Annotated in this window: 16 protein-coding genes and 2 pseudogenes; 5 read left to right on the forward strand and 13 right to left on the reverse strand. The window is 61.5% G+C overall.

Features of this window, described 5'->3' with window-relative positions; all coding sequences use genetic code 11:
* Positions 1 to 149: 149 nt before the first annotated feature.
* Entirely contained in the window at positions 150 to 1124 is a 975-nt protein-coding gene (gene hemB / locus ACIPL2_RS19365; protein ID WP_401358648.1) for a porphobilinogen synthase, read from the reverse strand.
* 243 nt (positions 1125 to 1367) lie between these two features.
* Positions 1368 to 2078, reverse strand: a complete 711-nt coding sequence (locus tag ACIPL2_RS19370) for a glutathione binding-like protein (RefSeq protein WP_401358649.1) — start codon at positions 2076 to 2078, stop codon at positions 1368 to 1370.
* 356 nt (positions 2079 to 2434) lie between these two features.
* Between ACIPL2_RS19370 and ACIPL2_RS19375 the strand changes: the two genes are divergently transcribed.
* Positions 2435 to 3109, forward strand: a complete 675-nt coding sequence (locus ACIPL2_RS19375; protein WP_401358651.1) for a histidine phosphatase family protein — start codon at positions 2435 to 2437, stop codon at positions 3107 to 3109.
* Between the two features lie 113 nt (positions 3110 to 3222).
* Here the strand turns inward: ACIPL2_RS19375 and mnmH are convergent, their stop codons facing one another.
* From mnmH to ACIPL2_RS19400, 5 genes are all read right to left on the reverse strand, one after another.
* Positions 3223 to 4326, reverse strand: coding sequence for a tRNA 2-selenouridine(34) synthase MnmH (mnmH, locus tag ACIPL2_RS19380; protein ID WP_401358653.1), 1104 nt, complete (start codon positions 4324 to 4326; stop codon positions 3223 to 3225).
* Positions 4326 to 5360, reverse strand: a complete 1035-nt coding sequence (gene selD / locus ACIPL2_RS19385) for a selenide, water dikinase SelD (protein WP_401358654.1) — start codon at positions 5358 to 5360, stop codon at positions 4326 to 4328. The genes mnmH and selD overlap by 1 nt, the downstream gene beginning before the upstream one ends.
* A gap of 236 nt (positions 5361 to 5596) precedes the next feature.
* Positions 5597 to 6553: a zinc-binding alcohol dehydrogenase family protein gene (locus ACIPL2_RS19390; protein ID WP_401358656.1), complete on the reverse strand. Its 957-nt coding sequence runs from the start codon at positions 6551 to 6553 to the stop codon at positions 5597 to 5599.
* A gap of 43 nt (positions 6554 to 6596) precedes the next feature.
* The gene (locus ACIPL2_RS19395; RefSeq protein WP_401358657.1) at positions 6597 to 6770 is read right to left on the reverse strand and encodes a DUF1427 family protein; all 174 of its coding nucleotides are present in this window, start codon (positions 6768 to 6770) and stop codon (positions 6597 to 6599) included.
* Between the two features lie 178 nt (positions 6771 to 6948).
* Positions 6949 to 7728, reverse strand: a complete 780-nt coding sequence (locus ACIPL2_RS19400) for an AraC family transcriptional regulator (protein ID WP_401358659.1) — start codon at positions 7726 to 7728, stop codon at positions 6949 to 6951.
* A gap of 145 nt (positions 7729 to 7873) precedes the next feature.
* On the opposite strand from ACIPL2_RS19400, the gene ACIPL2_RS19405 reads away from it, so the two are divergent.
* Complete coding sequence (locus tag ACIPL2_RS19405) at positions 7874 to 8101, forward strand: DUF6555 family protein (protein ID WP_059405408.1); 228 nt, start codon at positions 7874 to 7876, stop codon at positions 8099 to 8101.
* A gap of 68 nt (positions 8102 to 8169) precedes the next feature.
* On the opposite strand, the gene ACIPL2_RS19410 is transcribed toward ACIPL2_RS19405, so the two are convergent.
* From ACIPL2_RS19410 to ACIPL2_RS19420, 3 genes are all read right to left on the reverse strand, one after another.
* On the reverse strand, positions 8170 to 8337 hold the full coding sequence (locus tag ACIPL2_RS19410) for a metallothionein (protein WP_150766720.1): 168 nt from the start codon (positions 8335 to 8337) through the stop codon (positions 8170 to 8172).
* Positions 8338 to 8579: 242 nt separating this feature from the next.
* Positions 8580 to 9032 (reverse strand): DMT family transporter, encoded by a 453-nt coding sequence (locus ACIPL2_RS19415; protein ID WP_401358661.1) that lies wholly within the window; start codon positions 9030 to 9032, stop codon positions 8580 to 8582.
* 2 nt (positions 9033 to 9034) lie between these two features.
* Complete coding sequence (locus ACIPL2_RS19420; protein ID WP_401358662.1) at positions 9035 to 9529, reverse strand: DMT family transporter; 495 nt, start codon at positions 9527 to 9529, stop codon at positions 9035 to 9037.
* Positions 9530 to 9750: 221 nt separating this feature from the next.
* On the opposite strand from ACIPL2_RS19420, the gene ACIPL2_RS19425 reads away from it, so the two are divergent.
* Positions 9751 to 10689: a LysR family transcriptional regulator gene (locus ACIPL2_RS19425; RefSeq protein WP_401358663.1), complete on the forward strand. Its 939-nt coding sequence runs from the start codon at positions 9751 to 9753 to the stop codon at positions 10687 to 10689.
* Between the two features lie 122 nt (positions 10690 to 10811).
* On the opposite strand, the gene ACIPL2_RS19430 is transcribed toward ACIPL2_RS19425, so the two are convergent.
* From ACIPL2_RS19430 to ACIPL2_RS19440, 3 genes and pseudogenes are all read right to left on the reverse strand, one after another.
* Positions 10812 to 11633, reverse strand: coding sequence for a methyl-accepting chemotaxis protein (locus ACIPL2_RS19430; protein WP_401358807.1), 822 nt, complete (start codon positions 11631 to 11633; stop codon positions 10812 to 10814).
* An 84-nt stretch (positions 11634 to 11717) separates the two neighbouring features.
* Positions 11718 to 12494, reverse strand: a pseudogene (locus tag ACIPL2_RS19435) (cache domain-containing protein); the annotation flags it as partial.
* A 191-nt stretch (positions 12495 to 12685) separates the two neighbouring features.
* On the reverse strand, positions 12686 to 14002 hold the full coding sequence (locus ACIPL2_RS19440; RefSeq protein ID WP_401358809.1) for a Na+/H+ antiporter family protein: 1317 nt from the start codon (positions 14000 to 14002) through the stop codon (positions 12686 to 12688).
* 1512 nt (positions 14003 to 15514) lie between these two features.
* Here ACIPL2_RS19440 and ACIPL2_RS19445 point away from each other — a divergent pair.
* Together ACIPL2_RS19445 and ACIPL2_RS19450 are read left to right on the forward strand one after the other, a co-directional pair.
* A pseudogene (locus ACIPL2_RS19445) lies at positions 15515 to 15661 on the forward strand (HAMP domain-containing protein); the annotation flags it as partial.
* Between the two features lie 102 nt (positions 15662 to 15763).
* On the forward strand, positions 15764 to 16519 hold the full coding sequence (locus ACIPL2_RS19450) for a methyl-accepting chemotaxis protein (RefSeq protein ID WP_401358811.1): 756 nt from the start codon (positions 15764 to 15766) through the stop codon (positions 16517 to 16519).
* Positions 16520 to 16546: the final 27 nt, after the last annotated feature.

Here is a 16546-nt window from a genome sequence, read left to right on the forward strand (position 1 = left end):
CGTCGGCCCCCCCGGCGCCCCCCCCCCCCCCCCCCGCCCCCCCCCACCCCCCCCCCCACCCCCCCCCCCCCCCCCCCCCCCCCCCCCCCCCCCCCCCCCCCCCCCCCCCCCCCCCCCCCCCCGCTCCCACATTGGTTTTGTGTTGGGGTTTAGATCCCGGCCAGGGCCAGGTCCATGGCGAAGTAGGTGAAGATCAGGTCCGCCCCGGCCCGCTTGATCGCACCAAGGCTCTCGCGCACCACGCGGTCCTCATCGATCGCCCCGGCCTGGGCGGCGAATTTGATCATCGCGTACTCGCCGCTCACCTGATACGCCGACAGCGGCAGGCGCGACACTTCGCGGATGTCGCGGATGATGTCCAGGTACGCGCCGGCCGGCTTGACCATCAACGCATCGGCGCCTTCCTGCTCGTCCAGCAGCGATTCGCGCACGGCTTCGCGGCGGTTCATCGGGTTCATCTGATAGCTTTTGCGGTCACCCTTGAGCGCGCTGCCGCCGGCCTCGCGGAACGGGCCGTAGAGTGCCGAGGCAAACTTGGTCGAATACGCCATGATCGCGGTCTGGCTGAAACCAGCGTCATCCAGCGCCCGGCGAATGGCCTGAACCTGCCCGTCCATGGCGGCTGACGGGGCGATCACATCGGCACCGGCTCGGGCCGCCGCCACGGCTTGTCTGCCAAGGTTGATCAGCGTCTGGTCGTTGTCGACTTCGTGGTTGTGCAGCACGCCGCAGTGGCCGTGGTCGGTGTATTCACAGAAACAGGTGTCGGACATGACGATCATGTCCGGCACCGCGTCCTTGGCGATGCGCGACATGCGCGACACCAGGCCGTTGTCGCTCCAGGTGTCACTGCCGCTGCTGTCCAGGTGGTGCGACACGCCGAAGGTCATCACCGACTTGATCCCGGCCCGGGCATAACGCTCGATCTCGCCGGCCAGTTTCCGCTCCGGAATACGCATCACACCGGGCATGCTCTTGATCGGCACGAAGTCGTCGATTTCTTCCTCGACGAAAATCGGCAGCACCAGGTCGTTCAAACTGAACTCGGTTTCCTGGAACAGGCTGCGCAGGCTCGCATTGCGGCGCAGACGGCGTGGACGTGCTTCGGGGAACTGACTGGACATTGGATATTCCTGAAAATCGGAGGACGAGACGAAAGTCGTAGAGGGGGCGAAAGCTTATGCCTTGAGCGTTGCGGGGCACAAACCCCGATCGCTGAAGACTGCGTTACTGGAATGGCAATAATCTTCAAGCCAACACAAACCCCTTGTGGGAGCGGGCTTGCTCGCGAAGGCGGTGTGTCAGTCAGCACTCATGTTGACTGATACACCGCCTTCGCGAGCAAGCCCGCTCCCACAGGATCCGCGTTAATTCGAGAGGGGTTTAGGGATCTCCAGCCCGCGGATCACCGCCGGCCGCGCCAGGAATTTTTCCAGCACCCGCGTGACGTTGCGGAAATCCTTGATGCCCACCAGATCACCCGCCTCGTAGAAACCGATCAGGTTGCGCACCCACGGGAACGTCGCGATGTCGGCAATGGTGTAACGCTCGCCCATGATCCAGTCACGCCCTTCCAGGCGTCCATCCAGCACGCTGAGCAGGCGTTTGCTTTCTTCGACATAGCGATCACGGGGCCGCTTGTCCTCGTAGTCCTTGCCGCCGAACTTATTGAAAAACCCCAGCTGGCCGAACATCGGCCCGATACCACCCATCTGAAACATCAGCCACTGAATCGTCTCGTAACGCGCAGCCGATTCCTGTGCCAGCAATTGCCCGCTCTTGTCGGCCAGGTAAATCAAAATCGCCCCGGACTCGAACAACGGCAACGGCTGGTCTCCCGGACCACGGGGGTCGAGGATCGCTGGAATCTTGTTGTTGGGGTTCAGGGACATGAATTCGGGCGACAGCTGATCATTACTCTCGAAGCCCACTCGATGGGGCTCGTACGGCAGGCCGATCTCTTCGAGCATGATCGACACCTTGACGCCATTGGGGGTCGGCAAGGAGTAAAGCTGAATCCACTCGGGGTACTGGGCCGGCCATTTCTGGGTGATGGGGAACTTGGACAAATCGGTCATGGGAGGATCCACGAGGAAATTGAGAATGACGATCTTAATGCAGGAGATCTGTTGCCGGTATCAATCTCACTGATGTTCAAGATCGAGAGATTGCAGCCTTCGTCAGCGCTACTACGTGTAACGTGTCCATAAATCCGCAACATCCTGTCGATAACCTGTGCTCCAACCCGTACAAGGTTACCGGTACATTGCTGCGCTCTTTGCCGGAATCGAACCAAACGGGCTTCAGAGGACTCTGAGCACTGCCTCCTTTGAAAACGGACCGGCTGAACGACAGGGAAAACACCCGACGCAGGAAATTCGCGGTGTAAAGGTTTGTCAGCCTTAACGAAATGCGCTGAAGAACCCTTAATCCAATGATGAACCCACTGAAATTCGCCCACCGCTTCAAACATCGCGCTTATTTGCTGCTGCCCGCGTTGCTGGCAGCCAGCGCATTGTTTCTGGTGCTGGAATCCAGCGAAAGCCGCGCCCAACCGGCGGACGGCACCCAGACGCTGGTGTTCCTGCGCCACGCGGAAAAACCTGCCGGCGGCCTTGGCCAACTCAATTGCCAAGGTCTGAACCGCGCGATCGACCTGGCCACCTTGTTGCCGGAAAAATTCGGCAAGGCCAACTACGTGTTTGCCGCCAACCCGACGCGCAATGTCGAGGAAGGCGAACTGGACAATTCCTACAGTTACATTCGCCCCCTGATGACCATCAGCCCCAGCGCGATCAAGCTCGGTTTGCCGGTGAACATCAACTTCTCGGCCAATGACACCAGCGACCTGGCGGATGAACTGCTGCACGACAAGTATCACAACTCGGTCATCTACACCGCCTGGTCCCACGGCTACCTGCCCGAGCTGATCAACAAGGTTGCCGGGGAAGCCGTTGGCAAGAAACAGAACATCACCGATGACTGGGAATCCAGCGACTACGACTCTCTGTATGTGCTCACGCTGACCTGGCACAACGGCAAGGCCAGCCTGGTGAGCCACAGCTATAAGCAGGGTCTGGATAATGGGCGGGAGACTTGTCCGACTTAAGTCGTGGGGTGTCTGGTCAGGCCTCTTCGCGGGCAAGCCTCGCTCCTACAAGGTTTGTATCCACACCTCTGTAGGAGCGAGGCTTGCCCGCGAAGAGGCCGGCAAAACCACCCTCACCCTCGCTGACTGACCCGCTCCCGAAGATACTCAAGCACCGCCCCACGCTCTCCGGCAAATTCGATCCGCGAGCCCTTCTTCTCTCGCTGAAAGGCGTACATCGGGTCGTAATACTCGCGCAGCAGCCCTTCGATCCAGCCCCGGTGCAAATCCACGGCACCGCTGTTCGCCTGCTCCGCCAGCGCCTCTTCCATCAAGATCAACATCCGCCGATGGCGTTCACCGCCCAAGCGCTTCTGCACGTTATTCAGGCTCTCCAGCAAACGCTCGGAGAACAGCGCAAAACCTTCATCGCCATGCACGCCAATGAACTCGGCGCACAAGTCGACCACGTAATCACGCAGGATCCGTTCGACCCGCCCTTCCAGGCTGTCTTCCAGCCAGACCATCGGGAACTGCTGCATGCCCTGAAACAGCGGCAACGGCAGGGCGCAGCTGCCGATCGCGCGGCTCTCGTCTTCCAGCACAAACTGTTCGATGCCGTGGTCGCGCTTTTTCAGCACATCCACCGCCAAGCGGTTTTCAAAGTCGATGTTGGAGGGTTGGCCCGTGGCGTGTTTGCCGAAACTGGAACCGCGATGGTTGGCGTGACCTTCCAGGTCCAGCCCGTTGCGCAGCTGGGTGAGCACCTCGGTCTTGCCGGTGCCGGTCATGCCGCCCAGCAGCACGAAATCGCACTGGGCCACCGCCGCATCGAGCGTATTCAGCAGGAAAGTGCGCATGGCTTTGTAGCCGCCACCGACCCTTGGATAGTCAATACCCGCCTCGTCCTTGAGCCACTGCTGGACGATCTGCGAGCGCAAGCCGCCGCGAAAACAATACAAATAGCCATCCGGATGGGCTCGGGCAAACGCCGCCCAGGCCTGGATGCGCTCGGCTTTGATCTCGCCGGACACCAATTGATGGCCCAGCGTAATGGCGGCTTGCTGGCCGTGTTGTTTGTAGCAGGTGCCAATCCGTTGCCGCTCGCTGTCGTTCATCAGCGGCAGGTTGACCACGCCGGGGAATGAGCCTTTGTGAAACTCGATCGGCGCGCGGGCATCCAGCATCGGCCGGTCGTTGAGAAAGATATCGCGGTAATCGGTGCAGTCGATAGACATCAAAACACCTCGACCGCGTTTGTCTGTCGCTCGACCAGTTCACCGATCGGCTCAAGGGCAAGGCCTAGTTCCGCAGCTACTTTGAGGAAGTGTTCGTTACCCTCAGGGGTGACCGCGACTAGCAGGCCGCCGCTGGTTTGTGGGTCGCAGAGCACGCGTTTGTGCATTTCCTGAAGCCGCCCGAGTTTGCTGGCGTAGCTGTCGAAATTGCGCAGCGTCCCGCCCGGCACGCAGCCCAGGTCGAGGTAATACTCGACACCCGGCAGGCGCGGCACGCGGTCGTACTCGATCCGGGCCGTTACGTTGCTGCCATCGGCCATTTCCACCAGATGCCCGAGCAAGCCAAAACCGGTGACGTCGGTCATCGCGGTCACGCCGTCGAGTTTGCCGAAGCGGCTGCCGGGTTTGTTCAGGGTGCACATCCAGTCGCGGGCCAGGCCGATGTCGGCGTGGCGCAGCTTGCCCTTCTTCTCGGCGGTGGTGAGGATGCCGATGCCCAAGGGTTTGGTGAGGTAAAGCAGGCAGCCGGCGGTGGCGGTGTCGTTGCGCTTCATGTGGCGCTTTTGCACCAGACCGGTGACCGCCAGGCCGAAGATCGGCTCCGGCGCGTCGATGGAATGCCCACCGGCCAACGGAATCCCCGCTTCATCACAGACTGAACGCCCGCCGCGAATCACTTCCCGGGCAATCTCTGGCGCCAGTACATTCACCGGCCAGCCGAGGATCGCAATCGCCATCAACGGATCGCCGCCCATGGCGTAGATATCGCTGATGGCATTGGTGGCGGCGATGCGGCCGAAATCGAACGGATCGTCGACGATCGGCATAAAGAAGTCGGTGGTCGAGACCACGCCGCGCTCGTCATCGATGGCGTACACCGCGGCGTCGTCGCGGGAAGCGTTGCCGACCCAGAGTTTCGGGTCCAGGTTCTGCGCGCCGCTGCCGGCCAGAATCACTTCCAGCACCTGGGGAGAAATCTTGCAGCCACACCCTGCGCCGTGGCTGTATTGGGTCAGACGAATCGGCTCGCTCATGGGGGTACCTCGTGGGATCAATGGCGCCGATTCTAGCAGACGACATTGATGTCGACTGTCAGGGCCTCATCGCGAGCAGGCTCGCTCCCACATGGGACCTATGGCGAACACAGAATTGGTGCCCACTGAAGATCGAGTGTGGGGAGCGGACTTGCTCGCGAAAGCGGTCTGGCAGTCACATCAATGCTGGATGTGCCACCGTCTTCGCGAGCAAGCCCGCTCCCACATGGATTAGGTTATGGCAATAAAATCACTTTCTCGCCCCCGCCCTGATTCACCTCGGCATACCGCTCCAGCCCTTCGGCCAACGGCGATTCAAGCAGTCCCTGGGGCAACGGCAACATGCCTTGATCGAAGAACTTGCCGAACTGCTCAAGCATCGCCGCACAGGCCTGAACCCCGTACAGCAAGGAATTGATCCCCACCACCGAACCACCCTTGCGATACAACGCCAGGGCAGGCAGCTGCACCAGGCCGTCCACCGGCGCGGCGATGATTGCGATGCGCCCGAACGCCGCCAATGCCGCGACCGACGCGGGCAGCCAGAAGCCGGTGGTATCGAAAATCACATCGGCACCGCCGGCGTACACGGCATTCACCTGAGCGCCGAGATCCTCGGGTTTATCCAGCTGCAGTGTCTGATAGCCCTGCGCCTGCAACGCCTTGACCTGCTCCGGCCGTCGCGCCGCCGCCAATACCTGAGCGCCACGCACCTTGGCCAACGCCAACGCGGCACTGCCGACCGCCCCGCCGCCGATCACCAGCAATCGGGTATCCGCTGTCACCAGGCTGCGTTCCAGTGCATCCCACGCCGTGGTGTAAGGCACACCGAGACTGGCCGCCTGGGCGAAGTCCAGGTGAGTGGGTTTGCGCGCCACGCCATTGGCCGGCAATTTGACGAATTGCGCATGGGTGCCGTCGGCGAAAAAGCCCAGCTCCCGCCCGGTGCCCCAGACTTCCTGACCGATCAGCGCCTGCGGGCCTTCGACGACGACACCGGCAAAATCACGCCCCGGAATTCGCGGCAACGTGGTGTAGGGAAAACGCCCCAAGACGTTCTTCACGTCGCTGGGGTTGAGACCGGCAGCCTTGATCTGCACCAGGACTTCATTGGCGCCGGGAACGGGCGTGGGAACCTCGACGTAGCGCAGGGCCGAGAGGTCGCCGGTTTTGTCGAATTGCAGTGCTTTCATGGGAGTGTCCATCGAATGAGTGAAAAGGCGCGTCACAAAGGACTCAGGAGATCCAGCCAGCCACCAGCTGCCGACCCATCGGCCACAACTGTTCGCCGGCCAGCATGCCGAGCAGACCGACCAGCGCGATGGCCGGTGGTGCGGGGGAACGAAAATCCAGAGCGCCGTAAAGCAGGCCGACGCCCAGGCCGATGGCGATTGAGATGAGGTAGTTCATGGCAAACTCCGCCTGTAGCTGAGGTAGGCGATGAGTCTAGGGAGACGCGCCGGCGAGCATCGGCCAAGTGCTTCTGAATTTCGGTCAAAGCGCGCTCGCTCGCGATGGACGTTAACGGTAACGCGTGCTGTCTGGGTTAAACGCGTTGGCTTGGCGTTTTTCGCGAGCGAGCTCGCTCCTACAGGGGGTCGTTTTGGCTGGAGTATTGCGAGGGTGCGACACCCAGTTCGCGACGGAACATGTCGCTGAAGCTGCTCGGCGAATAGCCCAGTTCCCGGGCAATCGCACTGACCGCCACGCCCTGGATCAACTCCGCCACCGCCGTTACCAATTGCACTTGCCGCCGCCACTCGGCGAAGCCCATGCCCAAACCGTCCTTGAACAGCCGCGCCAGGGTGCGCACGCTGGCGCCGGCGTTTTCGGCATGTTGTTCGAAAGGAATGTCCAGGGAGGGCGCTGCCATGACCGCCTGGCAGACATTCATCAGGCGCCGGTCGGAATCGTCCGGCAAGGGGATTTTCAGCAGCGAGCGCTTGGCCCGTTGGAGTTCCAGTAGCGCCAGGCCGACCAGCGCTTCGTAATACTCGGGAGCGCCATCGTCGCCCTGCTCCACCAACCCGACGATCAGTTCGCGCAGCAGACCACCGACTTCGATCACTTGCACCGTGTCGTCCAGGGTTGCCGCCAACGACGGGCGCAGGTAGATATTGCGCATCTGCAGGTCCGAAACCACGCGAATCCCGTGGGGCACGCCCGGTGGCAACCACACCGCTCGCTGCGGCGGCACCACCAGCGCCTCATGGGGCGTCTCGACCCACATCACCCCACTCATCGCGTACAGCAACTGCCCCCAGACATGCTCGTGCGGCTCGATGTACAACCCGCGCGGATAGGTCCGCGCCAGCGGTTGCACCGGCACGTCGGTATCACTCAGGTCTGGCGGCGCGGCAAGGGCCATGGGCAGTGTTCATTGGGCTTTTCAGAGATTGCATGGTAACCAGCCGCAACCCTTGTCGCCACTGGCGGCAACCGTCTGACAATCCAACTGAATTTTCCGTAACCCCAACGATCCCTGTATTACCACAGGGAGGAATACGGGCTATATGAACAACGCAAAACTTTTCGTCATTGAATACACCCTTCATGGCGCCCCCAAGTCTTTCATTATCCGCCTGGACAAAATGGACAATGCGGAGGCTTGGCATTGGGCAAGCTGCGACGCCGGCGTGGGAAGAATCCCGCGCTTTGGCCGTGAAAAGGTGCAGAAGACCAGCAAGCCGATGGCAGAGAAATTCGGGGTCGAGAATGTGACCTGGCGTCCGGCGAACTGACTATCAAGGAGGATTGGAGAAGTGAAACTGAAAGTGGAGCCCGAGCGGCTCCACTTGACCTGGATAAGTTACTTGGCGTGGGCGCACTTGCAGCCCTTGCTGGCACATTCTTCGCCATGTTCGTGGTGCTTGGCGCAGGCTTCACAGCAATAGTGCTTGCCGTGGCGCGCAATCGGATGTTCGCCCAGTTTGCAGGAGCATTTGGGGCAGTCGCAGATACTTTCACTGTCGATCATGAGTCTGACTCCAGGGTTGTGGTCGTCGCGTGCGCCCAATGCGCACCTCACACTCATTGTAGGAGCTGGCCAGGATTTGTATTTGTAGCAGCTGTCGAGCTTGCGAGGCTGCGTTCGGCTGCGCAGCAGTCGTAAACCCTGAGCTCGCGGTTTTCCTGATACACCGCATTGCCTGATTTCCCGACTGCTTCGCAGCCGAACGCAGCCTCGCAAGCTCGACAGCTGCTACAGGGGATCGCGCGTCAGGCGCTTTTGGTGTTGCTGCGATACATGAACAGTAACGCTAGCGCGAGACACACCATCGCCAGGATCCGGCTGCCGGACAGTTCGATCGGCGGATTGCCCAGCCAGCCGAAGTTATCGATCAGCATGCCCATGCCCAGTTGCCCGACAATCACCGCCACCGTCGCCACCGCCGTGCCGACTCGCGGCACCGCGCCGACCATCACCATCATGTACACCACCCCGAACAACGCCCCGCTGAGCTGCCATTTCGGCACATCCAGCAGGCTCACCGCATGCGCCGGTTCGAAAAACAGGATCAGCAACCCGGTGGTCACCGCGCCCACCACGAAGGTCAACAAGCTGCTGCGCAACACGCCGACCGTTTCGCCCAGCCGGCCATTGATCGCCGCCTGAACACTCAATACCGCACCGGCCGCCACGACCACCGCCAACAAAATAATCAGATTCATCATCAACCCCGAGCAATCAGAACAAGTGCCGCGACAATCAGCAGCAAGGCCAGCCAACGTTCACCGTTGACCTTTTTGCGGGTGGCACCGAACCAGCCGAAGTGGTCGATCAGCACGCTTTTGCCGACCTGTCCGGAAAGGATCGCGATCATGGTCATCGCGATCCCGATGTGCGGCGTGGCCAAGGTCAGCACCACCACATACATCGGCCCGAGAAAGCCACCGATCAATTGCCAGCGCGGCAATGTATTCAAGGCCGGTCCCCGTTGCGGGCCGCTGAACAGCAGCAACAAAAACAGAATCGCCGAACCGACGCCGAAGATGCTCAAGGTCGCCCACAAGTGACCGACCTGAACCCCGAGCGGCCCGAGCAAACCGGCCTCCACGGAAAGGCCCATGCCGGCCAGGATGACCAGCGGCAGCAGCAACAGCCGCAGCCCCGGTTTGCTGACAGGCGTCGCGATGACACCCGCTTGTTCATTTAACGCAGTTTGCATCAGTAGCTCCTCGCGCCCGCCCCGTAGGAGCTGTCGAGTGCAACGAGGCTGCGATCTTTTGATCTCGATCTTTAAAGATCGCAGCCTCGTTGCACTCGACAGCTCCTACGGGACAGGGTGCATTTCAGTTGGAATGGCGCGCATTATCGGGTGGCATTGCTGTGCGATAAATGGGAGCATCCTGACAACACTTTTGCGCAACTCGCACAGCAGGATTAACCATGCACGGCCTCAACGAACTGGGATTCAAGGCGCTTCGGCTGTTTGTCGCGGTGCTCGATCACGGCAGTTTTTCCGAAGTCGCCCGCCGCGAGGGGCTGGCGCCCTCCTCGATTTCCCGGCAGATCCAGTTGATGGAACAGGCCTTGAGCCAACAATTGCTCTACCGCCACACCCGCGCCGTCACGCCCACCGAGGCCGGGCGGATGCTCGGGCATCATGCGCGGCTGGTGCTGGTGCAACTGGAAGAAGCCGAGCAGGCCTTGCAGGAACAGCAAAGCGAGCCAAGTGGGTTGGTGCGGATCAACGCGCCGGTGGTGTTTGGCCAGCGGCATCTGACGCCGTGGCTGGGGGCGTTGTGCGAGCGTTACCCGAAACTGCAACTGGATATCCAGCAGACCGACAGCTACGTCGACCCGTTGCAGGAAGGTGCTGACTTACTGTTTCGCATCGGCCCGCTGCACGATTCAAGCATGCAGGCGCGGATTCTGGCGCCCCATCGCTTTCAAGTCGCCGCGAGCCCGGCCTATCTGGAACGCCACGGCACGCCGCAACATCCCGAAGACCTCGCGACCCATCAATGCCTGGCCTACAAGGGCGTGACCGGCCTCCAGCGCTGGTTTTTTCGCAAAGGCCAGCGGGACTGGACGCCTTACTCGGTGAAGGGTCCGATCACCGGCAACCACGCCGATACCCTGACCCAGGCGGCCGAGCAAGGCTTGGGATTGGTGATGTTTCCGTCGTGGCTGATTGGTGAAGCGGTGCGCAACGGCACGCTGGTGCCGGTGCTGGGGGAATATCAGGTGTCCAACAGCTTCGAACCGCAACAGATCGCCGTGCTCTGGCCCGGCAGCCGACGGTTGTCGGTGAAGGTCAGGACGGTAATCGATTTCTTTGTCGAATGCTTTGGCGAAGTGCCGTATTGGGACAGACCCAATTAAGGCCTGAACTGCACAATCCCTTGTGGGAGCGGGCTTGCTCGCGATGGCGGTGTATCAGTCGAAAGAGAGGTCGACTGACACTCAGCCTTCGCGAGCAAGCCCGCTCCCACAGGTTTGTGGTATCAAATGCGGAACTGTCCGACCAGTTTACCGAGGCGCTGGCCGAGGTCGGCGAGGCTGCGGGAGGTCTGGGCGCCGAGCTGGGTTTCGTCGGCAACGTTGTCCACCGCGACGGCAATCTGGTGCACGCTGCGGTTGATTTCTTCGGCCACGGCGGTCTGCTCTTCGGCGGCGCTGGCGATCTGCGCGTTCATCGAGTTGATGGTGGCGATCAGCTGAGCCATGGTGTCCAGCGACGCGCCGGCCTGGTTGGCCTGCGCGGAGGTACCGTCGCCGGCCTCGCTGGAACGGCGCATCGCTTCCACCGCCGATTGGGTGCCGGCCTGCAAGCGGTCGATCATGCCCTGGATTTCCTGCGTGCTGATTTGCGTGCGACTGGCCAGTGCCCGCACTTCGTCCGCCACCACCGCAAAACCACGGCCGGCCTCACCGGCGCGCGCCGCTTCGATGGCGGCGTTGAGCGCCAGCAGGTTGGTCTGCTCGGCAATCGAACGAATCACCCCAAGCACGCTGACAATCGACGACACGTCTTTTTGCAGGCTGTCGAGGGACACGCCGCTGCTGCGAATGTCATCCACCAAGGCATGAATCTTGACGATACTGCCGGCCACCACACGCTTGGCGGCCTGGCCTTCTTCGTCGGTCTGCTGGGCAGCCACCGCCGCGTTTTGCGCGCTTTTCGCCACTTCCTGAGCCGCCGCCGACATCTCGTTGATCGCCGTGGCTACCTGATCGGTTTCGTGACGCTGACGCTCCATGGCCTGATCCGAGCGCTGCGCCTGATCGGACACCTGATTCACCAGCCCGGTCAGTTGCGAGGTCATTTCGGTGATCTGACGCACCAGGCCGTGGATCTTGTCGACGAACCGGTTGAACGAGCCGGCCAGTTCACCGAGTTCGTCCTGGCTGGTGATGGTCAGGCGCCGGGTCAGGTCGCCCTCGCCTGCCGCGATGTCGTCGAGGTTGGCTTTCATCAGGTTCAGCGGGCGCAGGATGGCGTTGGCCAGCAACATGCCGACGGCGGCAATCACCAGCAGCACCAGCGCGGCGACGCCGATGATGCTCAGCACCACGCCTTCCATCCGTTCCTGGATCTTGGCCTGGACCAGCGCCACCTGGGCTTCGATGCCGTCGAGGTTGACCGAGGTGCCGACCGCCATGTCCCACTTCGGCAGGTATTCGGTGTAGCCCAGTTTTGGCACCTGCACCTGAGTGTTGCCGGGCAATGGCGAGCTGTATTGCAGGTAATGGGTGCCGTCCTTCGCGACTTTCACCAGGTCGCGGTTAACGTAGACGCCGTTCGAATCGCGGTTGTCCTTGAAGCTCTGGCCCACGCCATCGGGGCTGTTGGCCTTGAACAGGCGCACGGTGTTGGAGTCGTAGCCGAAGAAGTAGCCGTCCTTGCCGTAGGTGATGCTCGAGAGCAACTTGACCACCTGCGCCCGCGCCGCGTCATCGCCGGGAGCGGCAGCGTCGTAGAGCGGTTTGATCGCGGTCATGGCCACGGCGACGTAGCTTTGCAGGGTCGCCTTGGCATCGCTGAGCAGGCGCTGGCGCGTTTCCTCGACTTCCTTGTGAGCCTGTTCTTGCAGAATGAACAATGTGGTCAGGCTGATGACCAGCGCAAAGAGCAACACCGGGAGGACGGCAAGGGACAGGACTTTAGCCTTCAGGCTCATGCGCATGACGTTCACTCTTTTGATTTTGTTGGCGTGGTTAAAGGCTATAACGGCACGCCGGATCAAAAGTTGAATAACGGCCACCCCCAATCAAATTGTGGGAGCGGGCTTGCTCGCGAAAGCGGTCTGCCAGTCACATCAATGTTGGATGTGCCACCGCTTTCGCGAGCAAGCCCGCTCCCACATTTGATCTCGGGTTACAGGACCATCGCGGCCACCCAGCCGAATGCCAGCAGCGGCAGGTTGTAGTGCAGGAAGGTCGGGACCACGGTGTCCCAGATATGGTGATGCTGGCCGTCGATGTTCAGGCCGGAGGTCGGGCCGAGGGTCGAGTCCGAGGCGGGCGAACCGGCGTCCCCCAGAGCGCCAGCGGTGCCGACAATGCAAACGATCGCCAACGGGCTGAAGCCCAGTTGCACGCACAGCGGCACAAAAATCGCCGCCAGGATCGGCACGGTAGAAAACGACGAACCGATGCCCATGGTCACCAGCAGCCCGACCAGCAACATCAGCAACGCGCCGATGCCTTTGCTGTGACCGATCCACGAGGCCGACGCTTCGACCAGCGTTTGCACCTCGCCCGTGGCTTTCATCACTTCGGCAAACCCGGACGCGGCGATCATGATGAAGCCGATCATCGCCATCATTTTCATGCCTTCGGTGAACAGGTCGTCGGTGTCGCGCCATTTCACCACGCCTGACACCGAGAAAATCAGGAACCCGGCCAGCGCACCAATGATCATCGAATCCAGCAGCAGCTGAATGATGAACGCTGCGGCGATGGCCAGACCGGCCACCATCAGGCTCAGCGGGTTGTACTGCACCGCCACCTGTTCGACTTGCTCGATCTTTTCCAGGTCGTAGACGCGTTTCTTGCGGTAGCTGATAAACGCCGCCGCCAGCCCGACGACCATGCCCAACGCCGGGATGCCCATGGCTTGGGTGACGTTGATGCCACTGATGTCGACGCCGCTACGGGCGACATTGGCCAGCAGGATTTCATTGAGGAAGATGTTGCCGAAGCCCACCGGCAGGAACATGTACGGCGTGATCAGACCGAAGGTCATGACGCAGGCGATCAAGCGACGATCGAGTTGCAGCTTGGTCAGCACATAGAGCAGTGGCGGCACCAGCAACGGAATAAAGGCGATATGTATCGGCAGAATATTCTGCGAAGCGATGGCCACCACCCACAGCAAACCGATCAGCAGCCACTTGACCTGACCACCACCGCTCGCGTGCTGACGGTCGACCATCAGCAGGGCTTTGTCAGCCAAGGCATGGGCCAGGCCGGACTTGGCAATCGCCACCGCGAAAGCGCCGAGCAAGGCGTAGGACAACGCCACCGTCGCGCCGCCACCGAGCCCGCTGTTGAAGGCTTTTAATGTCGCGTCGATGCCCAGGCCACCGGTCAAGCCACCGACCAGCGCGCCGACGATCAGCGCGATCACCACATGCACGCGGGACAGGCTGAGGATCAGCATGACGCCGACCGCGGCAATTACTGCATTAATCATCACTACCTCAAGACAAACGGAAAGAGTCCGGCCGGCAGTCTGCGAAGCGCCGCCAGCGGATTAAAGAGAGGGTTTTATTAGAGGGCGCGCACTGTGCCGCAGCCACAACACCTTGTCAAAGCGAACCGGCCCTGTAGCAGCTGCCGAAGGCTGCGTTCGGCTGCGCAGCAGACGCGAATCCAGACGCCTCGGTGTTCCAGACGTACCGCGTGTGCAGGTTTTACGACTGCTTCGCAGCCGAACGCAGGCTTCGCCAGCTGCTACGGGTTTTGTGTGAGTTCTTATTTGTGGGTGCGGATAAAGAAAGCCAAATGGCGGCCGTTACAGTGCGGAGTCTCAGATATTTATCGAATAAAGGACGTCTCCATGTCGATCAGACAACTTTCCATTCAATGGAAGATCACCCTGCTGGCCGGGCTTTGCCTGGCGGGTATCGTGACCCTGCTGGTGGGTCTTTCGCTGTATCGCATGGAGCACAGCTCCGCGCTGGTGAAAGCCTCGAGCATGGAGATGCTCACCGAAGCCGCCCAGGCGCGGATTGAATCCCAGGGTGAAAACCAGGCGCTGGGGATTCGCCAGGCATTCATGGATGCCTACCAATATGGCCACGGCTTTTCGCGCCAGGTGCTGTTCCTGCGTGATCAGGCCGAGAAGCGCTTTCTCGATGCCTTCGACCTGCGCGAAGACCTGACCCGCCAGGTCAAGTCGGCCCTGCAAGCCAACCCGGACCTGCTCGGTCTGTCCCTGGTGTTCGAAGCCAATGCGCTGGACGGCAAGGACGAGCTGTTCGCCGGTCAAAGCGAAGTCGGCAGCAACGAAAAGGGCCGCTTTGCCTTGTACTGGTCGCAACCGACCCCGGGCCAGTTGACCTCGATGCCACTGCCTGAAAGCGACATGGCCGACACCCGCACCGGCCCCAGCGGCGAGCCGGCCAACGCCTGGTTCACCTGCCCGCGCACCACGCTAAAACCGTGTGTGATCGAACCCTATTTCTACGTGATCGACGGCCAGAAGGTGCTGATGACCAGCATCGTTTTCCCGCTGATGGTCAACGGCAAGGTCATCGCTTCGCTGTCGGTGGACATCAACCTCAACAGCCTGCAAGCGGTCAGCCAGGGCGCGAGCAAAAAGCTCTATGACGGCCAGACCAGCGTCAGCATCATCAGTCCGGTCGGTTTGCTCGCCGGCTACAGCCCGGACGCCAGCAAACTCAGCCAACGCCTGGACGCCGTGGACACCACCCATGGCGCCGAGTTGATCCGCCTGCTGGCCAACAGCAGCAAAACCGCCAGCCTGCACAGCAACCAGCAATTGAAAGTGCTGGCGCCGTTCCAGCCGATCCCCGGCGGCAAGTCCTGGGGCGTGTTGCTCGACGTGCCGGAGAAAGTCCTGGTCGGCCCTGCCGAAACGCTGAAAAAACAACTCGATGAAAGCAACCGGGCCGGTACGCTGGTCGAACTTGGCCTGGGCGTGCTGGCGGCGTTGATCGGCTTGATGCTGGTGTGGCTGATGGCGCGCAGCGTGACCAAGCCGATCCTCGGCGTGGCCCACATGCTGGAAGACATCGCCAGCGGCGAAGGCGACCTGACCCGGCGCCTGGCCTACGACAAGCAGGATGAACTGGGCCAATTGGCCGGCTGGTTCAACCGTTTCCTCGACAAGCTGCAACCGATCATCGCCGAGGTCAAACGCTCGGTGCAGGACGCGCGCAGCACCGCCGACCAATCCTCTGCGATCGCCACCCAGACCAGCGCCGGCATGGAACAGCAATACCGTCAGGTCGATCAGGTCGCGACCGCGTCCCACGAAATGAGCGCCACCGCCCAGGACGTCGCCCGCAGCGCCGCGCAAGCGGCACAGGCCGCGCGGGATGCGGATCAGGCGACTCGTCAGGGCCTGACCGTGATCGACCGCACCACCACCAGCATTGGCAACCTTGCCGCTGACATGAGCGCGGCGATGGTGCAAGTCGAAGGCCTGGCGGCCAACAGCGAGAAGATCGGCTCGGTGCTGGAAGTGATTCGCGCCATCGCCGAACAGACCAACCTGCTGGCCCTCAACGCCGCGATCGAAGCGGCCCGCGCCGGTGAAGCCGGACGTGGTTTTGCGGTGGTGGCGGATGAGGTGCGCAACCTGGCGCGGCGGACTCAAGAATCTGTCGAAGAAACCCGCCTGGTGATCGAGCAGTTGCAGAGCGGTACCCAGGATGTGGTGGGTTCGATGAACAACAGCCATCGTCAGGCGCAGGGCAGCGTCGACCAGGTGGGTCAGGCGGTGACAGCGCTGCGCCAGATTGGCGAGGCGGTCACGGTGATCAGCGACATGAACCTGCAGATCGCCAGCGCGGCGGAAGAACAAAGCGCGGTGGCCGAGGAGATCAACAACAACGTGGCGACGATTCGTGATGTGACTGAATCGTTGTCGGGACAGGCGAATGAATCGGCACGGGTGAGCCAGTCGCTCAACAGCCTGGCGAATCAGCAGCAGCGCCTGATGGACCAGTTCCGCGTCTGAGTGCCCACTGCAGATCCAATGTGGGAG

It is taken from the genome of Pseudomonas sp. NPDC086251 (assembly GCF_044746405.1).
Lineage (GTDB): Bacteria > Pseudomonadota > Gammaproteobacteria > Pseudomonadales > Pseudomonadaceae > Aquipseudomonas.